The sequence below is a fragment of the Sphingomicrobium lutaoense genome (assembly GCF_014195685.1).
In the GTDB taxonomy this organism is placed as follows: Bacteria; Pseudomonadota; Alphaproteobacteria; order Sphingomonadales; family Sphingomonadaceae; genus Sphingomicrobium; species Sphingomicrobium lutaoense.
In genome coordinates this window covers 1-17,690 of the sequence record NZ_JACICF010000001.1, presented here as the reverse complement: position 1 = coordinate 17,690, position 17,690 = coordinate 1, and the positions used below count along the sequence as shown (strand labels likewise).

16 protein-coding genes and 1 pseudogene are annotated in these 17,690 nt (G+C 58.0%); 10 read left to right on the top strand and 7 right to left on the bottom strand.

Annotation, left to right across the window (positions count from 1 at the left end):
• Positions 1 to 8: 8 nt before the first annotated feature.
• Both ligD and ku read right to left on the bottom strand, forming a co-directional pair.
• Positions 9 to 2,429 carry a DNA ligase D gene (ligD, locus tag FHS50_RS00080; protein WP_183932332.1) on the bottom strand — a complete coding sequence of 807 codons (2,421 nt, stop codon included), beginning with the start codon at positions 2,427 to 2,429 and terminating at the stop codon, positions 9 to 11.
• A 3-nt stretch (positions 2,430 to 2,432) separates the two neighbouring features.
• The gene (ku, locus tag FHS50_RS00075) at positions 2,433 to 3,278 is read right to left on the bottom strand and encodes a non-homologous end joining protein Ku (protein ID WP_183932331.1); all 846 of its coding nucleotides are present in this window, start codon (positions 3,276 to 3,278) and stop codon (positions 2,433 to 2,435) included.
• A 138-nt stretch (positions 3,279 to 3,416) separates the two neighbouring features.
• Between ku and FHS50_RS10640 the strand changes: the two genes are divergently transcribed.
• Both FHS50_RS10640 and FHS50_RS00065 read left to right on the top strand, forming a co-directional pair.
• Positions 3,417 to 6,569: a GAF domain-containing protein gene (locus tag FHS50_RS10640; RefSeq protein WP_246332886.1), complete on the top strand. Its 3,153-nt coding sequence runs from the start codon at positions 3,417 to 3,419 to the stop codon at positions 6,567 to 6,569.
• Between the two features lie 104 nt (positions 6,570 to 6,673).
• Positions 6,674 to 6,970, top strand: a complete 297-nt coding sequence (locus FHS50_RS00065) for a PilZ domain-containing protein (RefSeq protein WP_183932329.1) — start codon at positions 6,674 to 6,676, stop codon at positions 6,968 to 6,970.
• 7 nt (positions 6,971 to 6,977) lie between these two features.
• On the opposite strand, the gene FHS50_RS00060 is transcribed toward FHS50_RS00065, so the two are convergent.
• Positions 6,978 to 7,493 (bottom strand): DUF2721 domain-containing protein, encoded by a 516-nt coding sequence (locus tag FHS50_RS00060; RefSeq protein ID WP_183932328.1) that lies wholly within the window; start codon positions 7,491 to 7,493, stop codon positions 6,978 to 6,980.
• A 256-nt stretch (positions 7,494 to 7,749) separates the two neighbouring features.
• On the opposite strand from FHS50_RS00060, the gene FHS50_RS00055 reads away from it, so the two are divergent.
• The 4 genes from FHS50_RS00055 to FHS50_RS10870 all read left to right on the top strand — a co-directional run bounded on the left by FHS50_RS00055 (position 7,750) and on the right by FHS50_RS10870 (position 11,204).
• Positions 7,750 to 8,016, top strand: a complete 267-nt coding sequence (locus FHS50_RS00055) for a hypothetical protein (protein WP_183932327.1) — start codon at positions 7,750 to 7,752, stop codon at positions 8,014 to 8,016.
• Between the two features lie 132 nt (positions 8,017 to 8,148).
• Positions 8,149 to 8,424 (top strand): hypothetical protein, encoded by a 276-nt coding sequence (locus tag FHS50_RS00050; protein WP_183932326.1) that lies wholly within the window; start codon positions 8,149 to 8,151, stop codon positions 8,422 to 8,424.
• 140 nt (positions 8,425 to 8,564) lie between these two features.
• Complete coding sequence (locus tag FHS50_RS00045; RefSeq protein WP_183932325.1) at positions 8,565 to 10,490, top strand: putative bifunctional diguanylate cyclase/phosphodiesterase; 1,926 nt, start codon at positions 8,565 to 8,567, stop codon at positions 10,488 to 10,490.
• A gap of 393 nt (positions 10,491 to 10,883) precedes the next feature.
• Positions 10,884 to 11,204: a PilZ domain-containing protein gene (locus tag FHS50_RS10870; protein WP_407696044.1), complete on the top strand. Its 321-nt coding sequence runs from the start codon at positions 10,884 to 10,886 to the stop codon at positions 11,202 to 11,204.
• Between the two features lie 46 nt (positions 11,205 to 11,250).
• On the opposite strand, the gene FHS50_RS00040 is transcribed toward FHS50_RS10870, so the two are convergent.
• The 3 genes from FHS50_RS00040 to FHS50_RS10865 all read right to left on the bottom strand — a co-directional run bounded on the left by FHS50_RS00040 (position 11,251) and on the right by FHS50_RS10865 (position 14,637).
• Positions 11,251 to 12,168: a hypothetical protein gene (locus FHS50_RS00040; protein ID WP_183932324.1), complete on the bottom strand. Its 918-nt coding sequence runs from the start codon at positions 12,166 to 12,168 to the stop codon at positions 11,251 to 11,253.
• Complete coding sequence (locus FHS50_RS00035) at positions 12,165 to 13,622, bottom strand: glycosyltransferase family 2 protein (protein ID WP_221184808.1); 1,458 nt, start codon at positions 13,620 to 13,622, stop codon at positions 12,165 to 12,167. The genes FHS50_RS00040 and FHS50_RS00035 overlap by 4 nt, the downstream gene beginning before the upstream one ends.
• Positions 13,623 to 14,340: 718 nt before the next feature.
• A complete protein-coding gene (locus FHS50_RS10865; RefSeq protein ID WP_407696056.1) occupies positions 14,341 to 14,637 on the bottom strand; it encodes a PilZ domain-containing protein in 297 nt (98 codons plus the stop codon).
• 152 nt (positions 14,638 to 14,789) lie between these two features.
• Between FHS50_RS10865 and FHS50_RS00025 the strand changes: the two genes are divergently transcribed.
• From FHS50_RS00025 to FHS50_RS00015, 3 genes are all read left to right on the top strand, one after another.
• Complete coding sequence (locus FHS50_RS00025) at positions 14,790 to 15,023, top strand: hypothetical protein (protein WP_183932322.1); 234 nt, start codon at positions 14,790 to 14,792, stop codon at positions 15,021 to 15,023.
• A 146-nt stretch (positions 15,024 to 15,169) separates the two neighbouring features.
• Positions 15,170 to 15,952: a TerC family protein gene (locus tag FHS50_RS00020; protein WP_183932321.1), complete on the top strand. Its 783-nt coding sequence runs from the start codon at positions 15,170 to 15,172 to the stop codon at positions 15,950 to 15,952.
• A gap of 44 nt (positions 15,953 to 15,996) precedes the next feature.
• Complete coding sequence (locus FHS50_RS00015) at positions 15,997 to 16,359, top strand: hypothetical protein (protein ID WP_183932320.1); 363 nt, start codon at positions 15,997 to 15,999, stop codon at positions 16,357 to 16,359.
• A 103-nt stretch (positions 16,360 to 16,462) separates the two neighbouring features.
• On the opposite strand, the gene FHS50_RS00010 is transcribed toward FHS50_RS00015, so the two are convergent.
• The gene (locus FHS50_RS00010) at positions 16,463 to 16,669 is read right to left on the bottom strand and encodes a cold-shock protein (protein ID WP_183932319.1); all 207 of its coding nucleotides are present in this window, start codon (positions 16,667 to 16,669) and stop codon (positions 16,463 to 16,465) included.
• Positions 16,670 to 17,088: 419 nt separating this feature from the next.
• Here FHS50_RS00010 and FHS50_RS00005 point away from each other — a divergent pair.
• A pseudogene (locus tag FHS50_RS00005) lies at positions 17,089 to 17,690 on the top strand (hypothetical protein); the annotation flags it as partial.

Genomic DNA, 17,690 nt, shown 5'->3' with positions numbered 1-17,690 from the left:
GTTAAGGATCAGATGTCCGGCAGTTGCTGTCGGGCCCGTCCCCATCCGGTGAGCGCGAGGCTGCGTTCGATGAGCGCCTGCTGGTCGCCGACCTGCCATTCGGGCGGAGCGTCGAGCGCTTCCACTTCCTTCCAGTCGAGCGGCACCGCGACCCGCGCGCCCGAACGGGCGCGGGCCGAATAGGGCAGGATGGCGGTCGCTCCGCGCTGGTTGCGCAGCCAGTCGATGAAGATGCGCTTCTTGCGCGCGGCCTTGCGGATATTGTCGGTGTAGCGGTCGGGATGCGCCTGGGCGAGCGCCGAGGCGAAGCGGCGTGCGAAGCTTTTCACCGCGTCCCATTCGGCGACGGGCTGGAGGGGCACCACAACATGGATGCCCTTGCCGCCGGTGGACATGGCGAAGCTTTGCAGTCCCATGTCGCCGAGCTGCGTGCGCAGTTCGAGCGCGGCGTCGCGCACCTTGTCGAAGCCGAGCCCCTCGTCGGGATCGAGGTCGAATACCATGCGGTCGGGTTTCTCGATATCCACGGTGCGGCTGCCCCAGCCGTGGAATTCGATCGTACCCATCTGGACGCAGGCGAGCAGGCCTTGGGCGCTGTCGATCCACAGATAATCGTCCGAACCGCCATCCTTCTCGATCACGGGAAGATGGTGGACCGCATCGCCGAAACTGCCACTGTCATGGCGCTGGAAGAAGCATTTCTTGGCGCGGCCCTGCGGACAGCGGACGAGGCTGATCAGCCGTTCGGCGCCATCGCGCAGGAAGAGATCGGCCATCGCGGCAAAATAGTCGGCCAGTTCGCCCTTGGTGATCTTCGCGTCGGGATAGATGCAGCGCGAACGGCTGCTAATTTTCACGCCGAGCGATTCAGCGGTCGCAAGTGCCGCGGCGTTGGCGGGCGTCTTTTTCTTCGTGGTCCTGCCCGGCGCTTCTAGGCCGAGGAAGCTGGGATGGCGGAGCGTCCCCGAATTGGTGACTTCAGTATAGGCAATGCGCGCGGCGAGTTTGGGGGTGACGAAACGGGCGCCGCGCTGTTCGGTAGCGGGGATTTCGGCGGGCGGGGTCTTGCGCTCGATCTTTTCGAGCCGGTCGCGAAGTTCGCGCATCTGGTCGAGCGTGAAGCCGGTGCCGACCTTGCCAGCGTAATCGATCGTCCTGCCCACCTTGCGGCCGAGCAGCAGCGAGCGGAAGGGGCGCGCCTTCTTGTCGCTGTTGAGCCAGCCGAGGATGAGGAAATCGTCCTGCTGGATGCACTTGACCTTGAGCCAGTTGCGCGTCCGGCGGTGGCGATAGGGCGCGGTCGCCTTTTTCGAGATGATGCCTTCGCCGCCTTCGGCGCAGATCGCGGCGAGCAGCTTTTCCCCCGCGCCAAGGACATGATCGGCATAATGAAGCGGGGGGCTTGTCGCGCCCATCAACTCTTCGAGGCGCTGCTTTCGTTCGAGATTGGAAAGACCGGTAATATCCTCGCTCTGGTCGGTGAGGAGGTCGAAGGCGAAGAAGCTCTTGCGGCCTCCGTCCTTCTTCTTGATCGCTTTCTGGAGGCCCGAGAAATCGGGTTTGCCGTCGGCGCCCAGCAGCACGATCTCGCCATCGACGAGGCAGCCATCGGGCCATTGCTTCTCTGCGGCGGCGGCGATCGAGGCGAACTTTTCGGTCCAGTCCTTGCCGTTGCGGGTATAGATACGTGCGCCGCCTTTCCCGGTCGCGACGAGCGCGCGATAGCCGTCATATTTATATTCATGGATCCAGGCTTCGCCCGCCGGCACCTTGCCCGCGAGGGTCGCCAGCTGGGGCTTGGCGAAGGAGGGACGGGCGAGGCTCTTCTCCTTGCCCTTCTTCGCTTTTTTCGCGGAGGCGATCTCGGCCATCGAGCGGCCGCTCTTCACGCTGGTGAGGGCTTGGCGGACGAGCGCATCGCCGCTGTCCTCGCGGGCGTGGCGGTCGCCCACCTTGCGCAGCAGCCAGGGCGGCTTCTCGCCTTTCCGCCCCTTCATCCGGACGAGGATCCACTCGCCTTTCATCCGCTCGCCCTCGAGCGTGAAGTGGAGATGGCCTTCCTTGAGCGTGCGGAGGGGATCCTTGCCCTTTTCGGGGATCCAGCGGCCTTCGTCCCAGACCATCATCGTGCCGCCGCCATATTCGCCCTTGGGGATGGTGCCCTCGAAGCTTTCGTAACCGAGCGGATGGTCCTCGGTCATTACCGCCAGCCGCTTTTCGGCGGGATCGAGGCTCGGACCCTTGGGCACCGCCCAGCTTTTGAGGACGCCGTCGAGCTCGAGCCGCAGGTCCCAGTGAAGGCGGGTCGCTTCATGCTTCTGCACTACGAAGCGGCCACCCTTGCCGCTGCCTTTCTCGACCTTGCCGTCGGGTTCCTCGGTGCGGCTGAAGTTGCGCTTCTTGCGGTAGGTGGAAAGCTTGTCCGCCATAGGTCAGGCCGACTTGCGCTTGCCGCCCGATTTCGCCTTGGACTTCGCCTTCGACTTGGCGGGCTTTTCCTCCTCGAGGCTTTTCTTGAGCGCCGCCATCAGGTCGATGACATTGCCGCCCTCGCTCGGCTCTTCCTCGTCCTCGATGATGCGCACGCCCTTGGCCTTGCGCTTCTTGGCGATGAGCCGCTTCAAGGCATCGACATAGCGGTTCTCATATTCGTCGGCGTCGAATTCGCCCGTCTTCTTCTCGATGAGATCGGTCGCCATCTCGAGCAGTTCCTTGTCGGGCTTGGCGTCGCTGATGTCGGCGAAATAGCTTTCGGCCTTGCGCACCTCGTCGGCGTAGCGGAGCGTTTCCAGCACCATGCCCTTGCCGCAGGGTTTCAAGCTGATGACATATTCCTGGCCGCGCATCGCCAGCTGGCCGATGCCGACCTTCTTTTCCTTCCGCAGCGCTTCGCGAAGGACGATGAAGGCCTCTTCGGCAAGGTCGTCGCTCGGCACCACGAAATAGGGTTTCTGGAAATAGATGGCGTCGATGCCGTGCAAGGGAACGAACTGCACCAGCTCGAGCGTCTTGCGGCTTTCGAGCTTGACCGCCTCGATCTCTTCGGGATCGAGCAGGACATATTCGTCCTTGTCGATCTCATAGCCCTTGACGATTTCGTCACGATCGACGGGGCCGATGCCGGGCACCACCTTTTCATAGCGAACCCGCTGGCCCGAGGGTTCGTGGACCTGACGGAAGGAAATCGAGCGGCCGCTTTTCGCGGCGGGGTAGATCTCGACCGGAATGGAAACGAGGGAAAGGCGGATCTGGCCCTTCCATGACGGACGCGCGACCATAAATGCTCCTGGGCTGGACAGCGTTTCAATTCCTCGAGCCCGAAGTTCGTTCCGTGGTTACGCATGTGAAACCGAATGGCCTTACGGGAGTTAGACCTGTTGGCAGGTCATCCGCGCATCGGCGCCAAGGGGTGGGTTTTGAACAAGTTCGACAGTGAAAAGCAGGTACGCGGTGCGGTGGAAGATGCTGCCTCCCAAGCCTTGAGGCAAAGCGAGGCGCGCCTTCGGCTCGTCCAGGAAATCGGCGGCATCGGCGGCTTCGATTATGACATCGAGCGCGACGAAGCGACCTGCACCGACAAATTCTACGAAATGGCGGGCCTCGATCGCGAGGGGAAAGTCAGCCTGCAGAGCTGGGCGGATGTCATCCATCCCGACGATCGCGAGAAGGTCGTCGCGAAGATCCGCGACGCGATCGAGCAGCGCAAGACCATCGACCAGACCTATCGCATCATTCGGCCCGACAATGGCGAAACACGCTGGCTGAAAGTGCAGTCGGCGGTTGTCGAGGACAAGGATGGCGGGGGCGACCGCTATGTCGGCGGGGTGATCGACATCACCCGCCGCAAGGAAATCGAGCGCGAATTGCGCGATACCTCGCAGCGCCTCGATGCCATCCTCAACAATACGCAGATGGCGATTTTCATGATGGATGATCGCCAGCACTGCGTGTTCATGAACCGCGCCGCCGAGGAATTGACCGGCTATCGTTTTGCCGAGACTGTGGGTCGCCCGCTGCACGACGTCATCCACAACCAATATCCCGACGGCAGCCATTATCCGCTCGAGGAATGTCCGATCGACCGGGCCTTTCCCGAGCGCAACCAGATGAAGGGCGAGGAAATCTTCGTCCACAAGGACGGCCATTTCTATCCGGTCGCCTTTACCGCCTCGCCGATCCGCGACCAGGACGGAAATCCGATCGGGACGGTCATCGAAGCGCAGAATATCGCGCAGAGCCAGCGCGAGGAATTTCTGCGCGCAGCGCAGAACCGGGTGCTCGAACTGGCGATTTCGGACCGCCCGATCGAAGAGCCGCTCAGCGAACTCATTGCGGCGATCGAGAAATGCTCGGACCATGGCCTCATCGGCTCGATCCTGCTGCTCGACGATGACGGGCGCCTGCATCACGGCGGGGCGCACAGCCTTCCCCAAAGCTATATCGGGGCAATCGACGGCATCACGATCGGCCCCGATGTCGGATCGTGCGGGACCGCCGCCTTCCACAAGGAAGAAGTGCATGTCTCCGACATCGCCAATGACGAGCGATGGAAAGATTTCCGCGAAACCGCGCTGTCGCATGGCCTCAGGGCGTGCTGGTCGATCCCCATCCTGTCGGGCAAGAATGACGTGCTCGGCACCTTTGCCCTGTATTATCCGCAGGCGATGGACGCGCCGCCGGCGGATCTCGAACTGGTGGAGTTCATCACGCGGCCCGCTTCGCTGGTTATCGAACGCGCGCGCTCGCAGCAGGCGCTCCAGGAAAAGGCGCGCACGCTGGCGACGATCAACAAGGTCGGGGCATCGCTGGCGGCGCAGTTCGATCTCGAGCGCATCATCCAGATGGTGACCGACAGTGGCACCGAATTGAGCGGCGCGGCCTTCGGTGCCTTTTTCTACAATGTCGAGGACGAAGGCGAGAGCTACATGCTCTACACCCTGTCGGGCGTGGATCGCTCCGAATTCGAGAATTTCCCGATGCCGCGCGCGACCAAGGTCTTCGCGCCGACCTTCAAGGGCGAGGGCGTGGTGCGTTCGGCCGACATCACGACCGATCCTCGTTACGGCAAGAATTCGCCCTACAAGGGCATGCCTGAGGGACATCTGCCGGTGCGCAGCTATCTCGCGGTTCCGGTGGCCTCGCGAACGGGGGCGATCATCGGAGGGCTGTTCTTCGGCCATCCCGAGCCCAACATGTTCAGCGCCGAGCATGAAGCCGTGCTGGTGGGCCTTGCCGGGCAGGCGGCGATCGCGATCGACAATGCCCATCTGTTCGAAGCCGCGCAGCGCGAAGTGAAGCGGAGCCGCGAGGCCGAGGACGCGGTGCGCGACCTCAATGCCAACCTCGAGGTCCGGATCGAAAATGCGATCGCCGAACGGGAAGCCGCCGAGGATGCGTTGCGCCAGGCACAGAAAATGGAAGCGGTGGGCCAGCTGACGGGTGGCATCGCGCACGATTTCAACAATCTTCTCACCATCATTTCGGGCAATATCGACATGGCGCAGCGTGCCTTTGGCGAGAATGCGCCGCCCAAGGTGTCGCGCGCGCTCGACAATGCGATGATCGGCGCCGAGCGCGCCGCCACCCTCACCCAGCGCCTGCTTGCCTTCTCGCGGCGCCAGCCGCTCGATCCCAAGCTGATCGATGCCAACCGGCTCGTGAAGGACATGAGCAAATTGCTCCAGCGGACCCTGGGCGAGACCATCGAGATCGAAACCGACCTCGCCGCCGACCTCGGCCCGGTCGAAGTGGATCCGATCCAGCTGGAAAGCGCGATCATCAACCTCGCGGTCAATGCGCGCGACGCGATCTTCGAGAAGAATGACGCGGGGATCGGCACGCTTACGATCACGACCCGCAATGTCGATCTCGACAAGGAATTGAGCAGCGCCAACATGGACGCGCCGCCGGGCGAATATGCCTGCATCCAGATTTGCGACGACGGGATCGGCATGGATGCCGACCAGCTGCAACGCGCCTTCGAGCCTTTCTTCACCACCAAGGAAGTGGGCAAGGGAACGGGGCTGGGCCTGTCGATGGTCTATGGTTTCGTCCGCCAGTCGGGCGGTCATATCTCGATCGATTCGACGCGCGGCGAAGGCACTACCATCGCGATCCACCTGCCGCGCACGGTGCGCACCACCCGTGAAGACGAGCGGATTTCCGAACCCGAGTCCGACAAGTTGGTCCATGACGGCACCATTCTCGTGTGCGAGGATGATGACGATGTCCGCGCCTATACCGTCGATTTGCTGCGCGACCTCGGTTACCGTGTGCTCGAGGCGCATGACGGGGAATCGGCGATCCGGCTTCTCGAACGACAGCCCGAGGAAATCGACCTGCTGTTCACCGACGTCATTCTGCCGGGCGGCATGACGGGGGCCGCAGTGGCCGAGCGGGCTCGCGAGATCCAGGCGGGGATCAAGGTGCTCTTCACCACCGGATATGCCCGCGACGTGATCGTCCATGACGGGCGTCTCGACGAAGGGGTCGAGCTGCTTCCCAAGCCGTTCAGCAATTCGCAGCTGGCGGTGCGCGTCCACGAGATCATCAAGCGCAAGGCAGACTGACCTCGGGGCGAAAAGGGTCCGAAACGGTCCGTTTATCCAGCATTTCCGCGCTTTTCCGTGCCATTGGCCAAGACGAGAACAAGCTCGTCGGCGGAGGCATGGCAATGACTGGGCAGATCAGGCGTGAGAAAAGAGTGCCGGTCAATTGCACCGTGCGGACGCGCGAGCACGGTGCGCGCCAAGTGACCGCTCGGCTGGCCGACATCACTCGCTTCGGCTGCCGCATCGAATTGGTATCACGCGTGAAAATGCATGAGGAAATTTGGGTGCGCCCGCCGGGGCTGTGCCCGCTGCGGCCCTTCGTCTGCTGGGCCGAGAATTTCAACGCGGGCGTAAAATTCGCCTCGCCCATGCATCCGGCGGTCTTCGATCACCTGGTCGCGAGCATTGAGCGCGCCTGACGCACGCCTAGCTGCCGCTTCGCTTGCTTTCGATCTGGCGCGACAGGCGGCGGCGCTGGCGCGCGGTGGTGGTGGCGAGACGGGTTTCCAGGAGGAAGTAGGTTAGCGCCGCAACGAGAAGCCCCATCGCGGCGACCCAGAGGAACGCCACATAGCTGCCCATGGCGGGGCGGACGAACGCGCTGATGAAGAGGAGCGCGACAATCCCGCTGATCACGAGCGCGCTTAGAGTCGATAGGTTGATCGAGATCTGCGCATATTTGAGCCGCCGCCTGAGCGCAGGCAATTCTTCCAACTCTCGCTCGACCGCACGGGGGCGGTTCTCGGCCTCCTGCTGATGGTCGAGGCGATGGACGCGGTCGGCGATCCAGATCAGCCGGGCGTTCATTACGTTCAAAAAGGCGCCGATCGCGGCCAGGAGAAAGACGGGCGCGAGCGACAGCTGGAGGATCGCCTGGACGCGCGCGGTATTAGAGGTGCGGGATATAAAATCGGCGGCAAGGCTGGCTTCGATCCAATCCATTTCGGTTTCATCCTGCGTTTCCAACGGTGGCATCGTTAGCAGCACCGCCTGATGATTGTTGACGGAAGCCGTTCACCCGATTGGCGGCGCTTCCATCGATGCGACTGTTCGACAACTTGGCAAAATTTCCAACGCGCGCGTCTACCGTTCCTTGTGGCCCCACGCATCACAACGGGACAACCAAATTATCTTTTTGCAACGAAAATCATAAATCTGTGTTATGTCAGATATTGTTCTTCTCTTGCGGGAGTGAGTGATGACAGACTACCTAGTTCTGCATTCTGCTTTGCCGGGAAAGCAAACGCCCCAAGAGCTTTTAGATCACCTATCGAAATACCCGTCGTTTTCTCAATTGCAGTCGTCGGCATGGTTCGTTGGTCCCGGACTCTCTGCCAAGGACGTGGCGCTGGCAGCGCGAGAACATATTCGTAACGGGGAAACATTGCTCGTCCAAGCGCTGACGCCCGACTCTGCTGTGGCCGGGGTTAACACCGCCGGGCCAAATTACCTGCGCGCCGTCTAGGCCTCGCAACGCCGTTAGCCCCCGCACTGTCGAGACTTCGGGCACTCGAAAAAATCCAATATGAAAATATGGGCAAGGCTCCAATCAGAGGATGCCTTTACATTGCCTCGGCGTAGAGCGAGCGAGAGTGAGATGATGAAACAATGGGAAAAATCGGTGGAGGCTGAGAAAATCAGACGCAAGTCACGTGCGCCGCGTGTCGATTTGGGTCGCCTGGGCAACCTCGTAGATGGTCAGGGCAACCACATCCCCGTGGTTGTCGAAAACGTATCTGCGCAGGGCGTACTCATGCAAATTGATAAAATTATCCCTCCGGATTTCGAGTATGACCTCATTTGCGGCCAAGAACGAGTGCAACTGCAGATTGTCTGGAGCAATCACGGATTCGCGGGCGCGAAGATCGTTTAGGCAATTGATGCCATTATGGCGCATCCCCACCACCGCTAATCGTGTCGTTATCTGGGGGCATTACTGGACGGTCTTACGCGGGTCTCCGCATCAATGCAGCCGACGCAGGCAAATCTGAGCCCTGCAAGTAGGAGTTGCCAATGATCCTGATGTTCCCTGCGTGCACCAGTACTGCCGAACGACGTGCTCTGATCCGGGAGACGTTTGCTAGCCTGAGACAACAGGTTCCACTACTGTATGCAATTGCCCTCACAACACTGATTGGACTGCAAGCGATTACCGGCGAATTTTTCTCCGGTTTGCTCTCGCCCATTAATCTATTTTCAGCAGCTTTGATTTGGCGTCTCTGCTATTGGCTGTGGGGCCCCAGTCGCAATCTCACGACATCTCAGCAGCAACGCGAGCTTCAGACAACAGCCTTTTTCACAGCACTCTTCTCACTCAGTTTTTCTGTTTGGATTCAGCATCTCATCACGACTTCGCCAGAACTCGTGCTGGCTGTCGTTCTTTACGGGACACTTGCCGCTATTGGCTGCGCCTATGGGCTGAGTAGCTTCCCCGCCGCCGCTTCGATCCCGCCGATTGTGCTGGGATTGCCTATCGGGGCGCGCTTAATGTGGATGCCCGACCTATTCATGAAGGGGATCGGTCTTAGTCTGTTCTTGGTCGTTTTGCTGATGATCCGACTTCTCCAAGTGCACAATCGCGCAATTTCACAGCTTGTTTCCACAAAGATTGCGAAGCAGCGAGAATTGCGTAGGGCCGTGAGTGCGGAACGTGCGGCCCGTGAGTTGGCCGAAACCGATGCGCTTACTAGTTTGTCCAATCGTCGGGCACTTGTAGGGCGCATCGAGAAAGAGTTGCAGGACGATAGCGTCTTCGAACGTAAGCTCTTGCTCGCTATCATCGATCTCGATGGCTTCAAGTCTATTAATGACGCCTTCGGGCATGCCGCGGGTGATGCCGTCCTGAAGACGGTCGCGCATCGATTGCACAAACATTTCGAAGGCGTCGCAATGGTAGCGCGCATGGGTGGAGATGAGTTTGCGCTCCTTGTCGACCCAACCGCCAAGGGTAGCAATGAAAGTGCTAGCCAAGTGGGCGCCGAGATCTGCCGAGTTACGGGAAGCAGCTTGGACTGGGAGGGCAAGATTCTTCCGGTCGCCGCAGCATGCGGGATAACGGTTTTTGATTGTACCTCATCGTCAGCCTCGGAACTTTTGCGAAACGCCGACATCGCCTTGTATCGAGCGAAGTCTCAGGGACGAGGCAGGTACCACGTTTTCGATGCGGCGATGATGCGTCGTGAAATGCGTCGCAATACGATAGAACAGCTTCTCGGCTCAGACGCGCCCATCGACCAACTCGGTCTGCACTTTCAGCCAATCGTGTCTATCGGGGAGAATTCGCCGGTCGCATATGAAGCCTTGGCGAGATGGTACAACGCGACGTTGGGAACCATAGAGCCCAAGGAATTTATACACCTAGCCGAGCAGAAGCGCGTAATCGGGCGCATTAATGAGGCGGTACTTTATCGCGCCTGCCAGGCCGCCAACAAATGGCAAACCGACGTGCGTCTTTCCTACAATTTGAGTGCGGTGCAATTGTGTCAGCCGGGGGCAGCAAAGAGGCTTCTTCGCATAATCGAAGACTGCGAATGCGACGCGCGCCGAGTGCAATTTGAAGTCACCGAGACCGCGCTATTGTCAGATTTCGATGTTGCTCGGCAGGAACTGCAGGAATTGAGAGACGCCGAGTGCCTTTTGGCATTGGATGATTTTGGTGCAGGCAACGCGTCAATCAAATATTTGCGGGAAATGAAGTTCGATCTCGTGAAGCTTGACGGGTCGCTTATCAAAAACGTCGTCCAATCCGACCACTGCCGAAGTTTGCTTAGCGGCGTGATAGAACTCTGCCGCGCGATGGGAGTAAAATGTTGCGCTGAGCACGTCGAAAACGCTGACCAGCTAGCCATCTTGCGGGAATTGGGTTGCGACCAGGCGCAGGGCTTTTTTGTTGATGACCTTGTTTCGGAAAAAGGAGTTACCTGCCGCGATGCGGCCTGACAATTTTGCAGGGCGTTTCATTGTCAATTGTCTGGCGACGGCTCTCTCAGATGATAGCCCCTGTGCTAGAGTCCAAGATTGACCGAATATGCGATAGACCACCGGCACACTCGTGCATGGCCCTTGTATCCCTTATCTCGATGCGGCTCGATCCAACTAGACTTACTATTAGTCGATTGGGTCAAATCCAAACTGAACAAGCCGGCCAGAATCTTTCAATCGCTGGGCACTAAGGTCTGGGTTTGGCAACAGAGGCAGCAGCAGATGACTCTGTTGAGTTGCCCTGGTCCAGGAGTTGGGGGAGACACGGATGCTGTGCACCGTGGCTTCCCTGACTTCTTGCATATTAGCAATTCGAGAAACCGGCCGTGTCCGAGCCATTTCTGAGTTGGTGTGGAATTCCAGCGTGAGGTAACAGTGTCGGGCAAGGTTCGAAGAGAGCCGCGTGTCGCGGTCGACTGTATGGTAAAGGCACGAGAGTCGGGCCAAAGAGAAACCGCAGCCAAGCTCGCCGACCTGACGCGGTTAGGAGGTCGCGTCGAACTGCTCTCTAGATTGAAGATCCATGACGAGATCTGGATCCGGCTACCCGGACTTTCCCCGATCAAGGCCTTCGTGTGCTGGTCTCAATCTTTCGATGCGGGTCTAGAGTTTGAAAGACCGTTACATCCGGCCGTTTTCGAACATCTGTTGAAAACTATAAAGCTTAGCTAGAACGCAGAGCAGTCAGGGTGGTCTACGCTTTTCTGAGAGGTCACTGTCAGAATACGCGGGTCAACCCGGCTGCTACTCTCAGATAGTCGTAATTCTGAGTATCCGCTATGGGATGATTGGAATATGTGACCTGTCCATGGATGGACCAATTGTTAGCCACCCGGGGGCTGGCGGCTCGCAAATTCAGATGATGGGAAGGCCTCCAGTTCGAGTGCGAGTCTTTCTGGGTGCCCCAGCCGGCCGCGCCCAGAAATTGCCACCCATCAACAAACCTTCGAAATTGCAGAACTGGGAGTAATTCCAAATACTCCTTTGGAGAGAAGTAGTCTCCCTCGCGGGGAACAGAATTCCGAAAATACCGCGCCCGGAACTGGACACTCAGTCCCAATTCAGGACTGGCGACGTAAACAAGGTTCGAACGGATATGAGTGCGAAGGTTGTCGCCGTCGAATTCTTGCAGGCCAGCGAGAAGCGTGACCTGCGTCTGTTCGGATAACGGTACATCCACTGCCGCGCCCCCAAAGGTCGTATAGAGGCTATCCTCGATACCGTTGGACGTCTCAAGCAAATCGCGTTCAAGGAAGAATTCCCACCTTACTGGCGCGTCATTATGGAGGGAAGCCGATCCAATAATGCTGTCGCCGTTGGTTCCTACCTGTGTTCGGACCTGCCAGTCTTTCATGGTCTTCGCATAGCGGACATATAGCCGTTCATCAGCCTCGGGGGCTATGCGTTCGGATTGGAATTGCAGCCGCTCGATCCGGAATCCCCAATGATCATCGGGTCCCCGATAGGACGGGCTGAGGTTTAGGCCGAAGCGTAGTACGTCTGTACCCTCAGCATCAGTCGAATAGACTACATCACTACCCACCGCAAAACTTGGCTGGCTATCCTTTTGGGCTTCCGCGTTCGCAGCTGCGGGGAGCGCGAGAAAACCTGCGAAAATGCAATGCAGTTTGCTCATTTCGTTCCCCATTTCTTTTTGCGACCAATGATCTCGCTGAGATATCCCCATAGGGAAACTGGCTGCATCAGAACCGCGTAAAACACGATGTATAAACCCAAGGCTTTAAAGTTTCGGCGCACTTTCAAGCCTTGCTCACGAAACATCCGGTTTTGGATCCTGAAGATCACAAGATTCCATAGCGCCGCCAGCGGCAGCGTAAGAAGCGTGATGGGTCCCGCGATCCAGAAGTAGCCGAAAAAGGCTGCGATCAGCCCGGGAATGAACACGAGCGTAAATACTGCATCCATCGGCAGGAAAAACATGTTCCACCAAATAAACATGGTGGAAAGTCGCTTTTTGAAAAGCAGACCTTGGTGACGTTCGAACGCTTCTACCAGACCTCTTGCCCACCGCCTTCGTTGATGGGCGAACTGCCGGTACGACGTTGGCGCGTTGGTAAAGGCTACAGCGTCCTCCGCATATCCTGTACGCCACCCTTTCTTGAGGAACGCCCAAGTGAGAACGATATCCTCGCCTACCGTCTCGGGCCAACCGCCGACCTCCCTTAGAGCAGAGCGATAATAAACGGAGAATGCTCCTTGGGCCACGAGCGTACCGTGGTACATGCTTTGCATTCTCTTCACTGCGGCGATACCGTGGAAATAGTCCCATTCTTGGAGGCCGGCCATTAGCGTGGCTCGCGAATTACCTACGAGTATTGCCCCCGCCACCGCGCGGGTCCCATCGGGGTCAGAGCAAAGGCGCTCAATCAATCGGGTTAAGCTATCTGGGCGTGGCCGAGTATCAGCATCAATGGTGACAATGAGTTCGTGTCGGGCTTTCTCCAACCCGGAGTTCAAGACTGCCGACTTACCTCTATTCTTATCGAAGTCGAGAATCTTGACTTTGGTTCTCTTCGGAAACGGGAGCTCCTTGCGCGCTTTTTTTGCGGCGGCAACAGTGCCGTCTTTTGAACCATCATTGAGAATCAATAGCTCGATCTCGCCAGGGTAAGTGGAGGTGGCAATGCTCTCCATGGTGCCGGCGATCGTGTTTTCTTCCTTATAGGCGGCCACAAGGATCGTGACGCCCGGGTATGAGTGGAGGATTTTTCGACGGGGCCTGTTGTCCATGAGCAAGGACAAGATCAGGAAAGCGTTCATGAAACCGGGGACGTAGGCAATTAGCGCAATGCACAGCAGTGCGACCGGAAACGAAATAACGCGCGCGAGCTCATGCAGCCACCCCTGTGAAACCCAAATGCTGAATACAAGCCAGGCGGCGGCACAGAGAGTTGCTATCGAAAATTTCGCAGCCACCGGAATGTAACGACGATGGTGAGCTGGTTCATCCATGAGTAGAGTCGGTGCGTTTGGCGTTTCCCCAACAGGCCCGCTGCCTTCCGGGCATGACGAACCAGCCCTGCTTTCCGGCAGGGCTGGTTCGTCATGCGTCCGGGAAAAGTTTTCCATTCCTTGGCGACACTCTCGGTAGGCTATTAAACTCTGTAGGCTATTGAAGTTCGCCGACGCTCTACCATTGCTATCGACAAGAATTGGTTAACGGCCAATTAGGTCAATAATTTAGGAACGCCGCAATCGGCGCTCACTATGCCCTTAGCGGTATCAAAGGGTGAGCACAGAGAATTATGCGGGAATTGATATCCGATTTGACGAGCTGGAGTCTGGCTCTCGGCATGTTTGGGATTCACGCTTTTCTGGTTACCGGCGGGTATCTTTAACACCAAGATCCAGACATCGTAGGGACGCTCGCTCGCCGACGACGCCAAGTTGCGGTGGCCTAGTGGCTACGTTGGATCTCGCCAAATATAGATCACATGCGCACGTACGATCATTTGCCTCCTTGCAATCAGAAACAAAATGTCGGCCAAAATTCCGTGTTTGCGATGTCCAGTTAGGGCTCAGCTCGTGAAACGATCGGAGCCGTGAGACCGCTTGGCTGTCTGCTCCCCAGCAGCTAGTTGCCATTACTTCAGAGTAGACTGGCGGCATGAAATATTAGCCCCGCCCCGGCTAGCCATATGATGACATTGCCAAGTAACGGCGCCTGTCGAGGTTGACGGTTGTACTGCCGGATCAATCGCCATGAAGCGTAAGCTATCGCCCAAACCCCGAACATCCCCGCCATGAGGCTCAGATTACGTGCAACCTCTGAATGCAGCACAATTGACTAGTTTTCTCGTAAACGAGCGAGCAGATGGTCCAGCATTGCCGGATGGAGAGGGCGAACAAATTCGACCCCAGCCGTAAATTCTTCGGACCAGCGCACCGTCGCCTCGATTGAGTCAAACCCTGGGAACTTAACCCAAATTCGTTCGCCCTGAACTAGACGATTAACAGTTGAGATCTGGCAGCCGCCACGGGACACATTGACGATACTCGCAGCATTGCGGCTACGACCTGTCTCCCGAACCGTGACAAACGCGGCTAAGGGCTCTCGTGTACCTTCTCGAGAATCCTTCCTCATAGCCAATATCCTGAGCTTCTCTTTGGCTACCGTCAACATGCGCATTTGAGCCTACGGGCTGCTCGAATTTCGCTAGCGTTGTATTTAGCGCTCTTGTATATCGTAGCAGTCCTCACCGCTCATGGGCGAGGAACATTAGGATTCACGAAAAGATGAATAAGTTTGTTCAGGCTCTTATTGCGAGCTCGGCAATCGTTTCCCTGTCGGCGTGTACCGCCGAAGAAGACGTCGCAGTTGAAAATGAGCTGATGACGGAAGAGGCGCCTGCCGTTGAAACGCTGCCCGTGGAAGACATGAGCGCGAATGAAATCTCGACCGACTCGGTCGATGAAGAAGGTCTGACCAACGAGACCGTGTCGACCGTTGAAGGCGACATGACCCTTTAGGTAGCAATCTGGTTGGGCACGGATGCAACCTCCCGTGCCCAGCCACCCCCATTTTTTCGCTGTTTGAACGCTTGAACGCGTGTTGCGTTCGGTCATCGTGCCCGACATATCGACGGCTCGGATATTGACAGCGACGGAGCGAGCGAATGGATCAGATTTTCATGCTGTTTAGCGACCCGGCCATCTGGGCGGCTCTCATCACACTCGTCGTGATGGAAATCGTGCTCGGAATCGACAATCTGATCTTCATCTCGATCCTCTCCAACAAGCTTCCGGAAAGCCAGCGTCAGCGCGCGCGAAAGATCGGCATTTCGCTCGCGCTCATCATGCGTCTGGCTCTGCTTTCGGCCATTGCGTGGCTGGTCGGTCTGACGCAGACGGTCTTCGACTTGGGTCTCGTGGGCGCGCCCAACGAATATGGTTCGCCCAGCTATGAGACGGCCTTTTCGTGGCGTGACCTCATCCTGATTGCAGGGGGCCTGTTCCTCGTCTGGAAAGCGACCAAGGAAATCCATCACTCGGTCGACCCCAAGCCCACCGGAGACGTCTTCGACATGGGACGGACAGCGCTTACCTTTGGCGCAGCGATTGCGCAGATTCTCCTTCTCGACCTCGTCTTTTCGGTGGACTCCATTCTTACCGCCGTCGGAATGACCGACCATCTCCCGGTGATGGTTGTCGCCGTCGTTTCTGCTGTCGCGGTGATGCTTTTTGCCGCCGATCCCTTGGCCGAGTTCATCGAGCGCAATCCAACCGTCGTCATGCTTGCACTGGGCTTTCTGCTGATGATCGGGGTGGTGCTCATTGCCGACGGATTCGGCGTCCATGTCCCCAAGGGCTATATCTACACCGCTATGGCATTTTCCGCCGGTGTCGAAGCGCTCAACATCTGGGCCCGCAAGCGACAGGCCGCGAGCGCAGCCACTTGATGCGATGCGTTCATCGCTGGGGACAGCCCGCCTTACCGTTAACAATGGTTCTGCTCCTCTCGGCCTGCAATGACTCCGAAAGGAGCGGCAACGCCTATCAAATTGCGAGAGATCATTCGTCGTCTTTAACGGCAATGGACGCGCGATTGGACGAGTTGGAGGCAAGGGTCGAAGCACTCGAGGGGGCGGCGCCCACAATCGTGGCCCGCGAGCAAACAGCTTATTTGCTTGCGGGCTCTGGAGCATTGGAAGCCGAGGGAAAGCGATTTGCCAGCAAAGACGAATGTGAGAGCGAGAAGCGGTCATTTCTCGACCGTTCGCGTGACCAGGCCGAAAAGGCCCGAGAACGCGGCGTCGTGCTAACCACCGAACCTCTTGTGTCGTGTATCGCCTTAATTGGCGAATAGGCCATCGCATTATGTATCGGTTCGGCTTCAGTGTTAGCTTGCCCTGAAATAAGATAGGGGTCCGCCGTCTCCGGCAGACCCCTACTTCACCGACTTTAGGCGGTTAGAGCGCGACGAGGTTGCAGGCGCTCTGCTTACCTTTGCGATCGTCCTGCAAGTCGTAACCAATGCGCTGCCCTTCGTTCAGCATGCCAAGCCCGGCAGCTTCGACGGCGGTAATGTGCACGAACGCGTCGCCGCCCCCGTTATCGGGAGTAATGAAACCAAAGCCCTTTTGGGCATTGAAAAATTTAACGGTACCTTCGGTCATGGGATATCTTCCTCATGGGCGGGATCAACATGATCCAGCTTCAAGCTAGTAGCAGCGATGTGAGGAAGAGCGGCCCTAAGGCCAGATAGTCCGTAGTCGGCAACTTTTTAGCCCGTTTCGGCTACCCGAGCATTGTGGCAATCAAAAGGCATACCGGGCTAGCGACGAAGAAAACAGCGTAGAGATACGGAAGTGGCGGAGACGGAGTCCGCATAAGTTTTTCGAACAAATAACCGAGAATAAGGTCTTAAGCTCCTAATCAATCGTCGCTTTCCCACATTTTTGCCCACATTACAGCCCGTCTATGCGAGCAATTGGGCGCAGGGACTTCTTCCTTGGTAAGATTGGCGCAAAAAAGCGCAGATAAACCGAAATTTAACACCAGTTCCCTAAGAGCATCTCGGCGTGGGAGAGATGCGATGAGAAAGCAAGTATTTAGCACGACGATTGCGGCTGCAATCTGTTGCGGTCTGGCGGTTCCGGCATCGGCGGATGAGTGCAACCTGTCCGGCCCTGCGCAACCCGATTTCAATACCGACCCAGACAAGCTCCAGTGTGGTAGAGATGCCACCGCATCTGGGCCCGCGTCCACCGCGATTGGTTCCGCAGCGGACGCAATTGCTGTGGGTACCGTGGCACTCGGCTACGACGCCGACGCGACAGCTGACCAGGCATTAGCTCTGGGCGCCAACTCTGACGCCACAGCGGTTGGCGCAATTGCCATCGGTGGCGACGGAACCGATCTGGGTAGCAATGGTGCCCAGGCAACGGGTGATTACGCTATGGCTATTGGGGTCGATGCGGTCGCCAGCAACGCGAGCACTACGGCCGTAGGCAGAGAGGCGGCCGCGACGGGATTGCAATCCTTTGCAATGGGCTACCGGTCGACCTCGTCGGGTCAAAATTCCATTGCGTTTGGCTATAATTCCAATGCTTCGGGATTTGCAGCTGTCGCATTCGGAGATTCCGACGCGACCGGACCCCAGTCGGTCGCCTTCGGCAACTTCGCGAACGCAAGCGG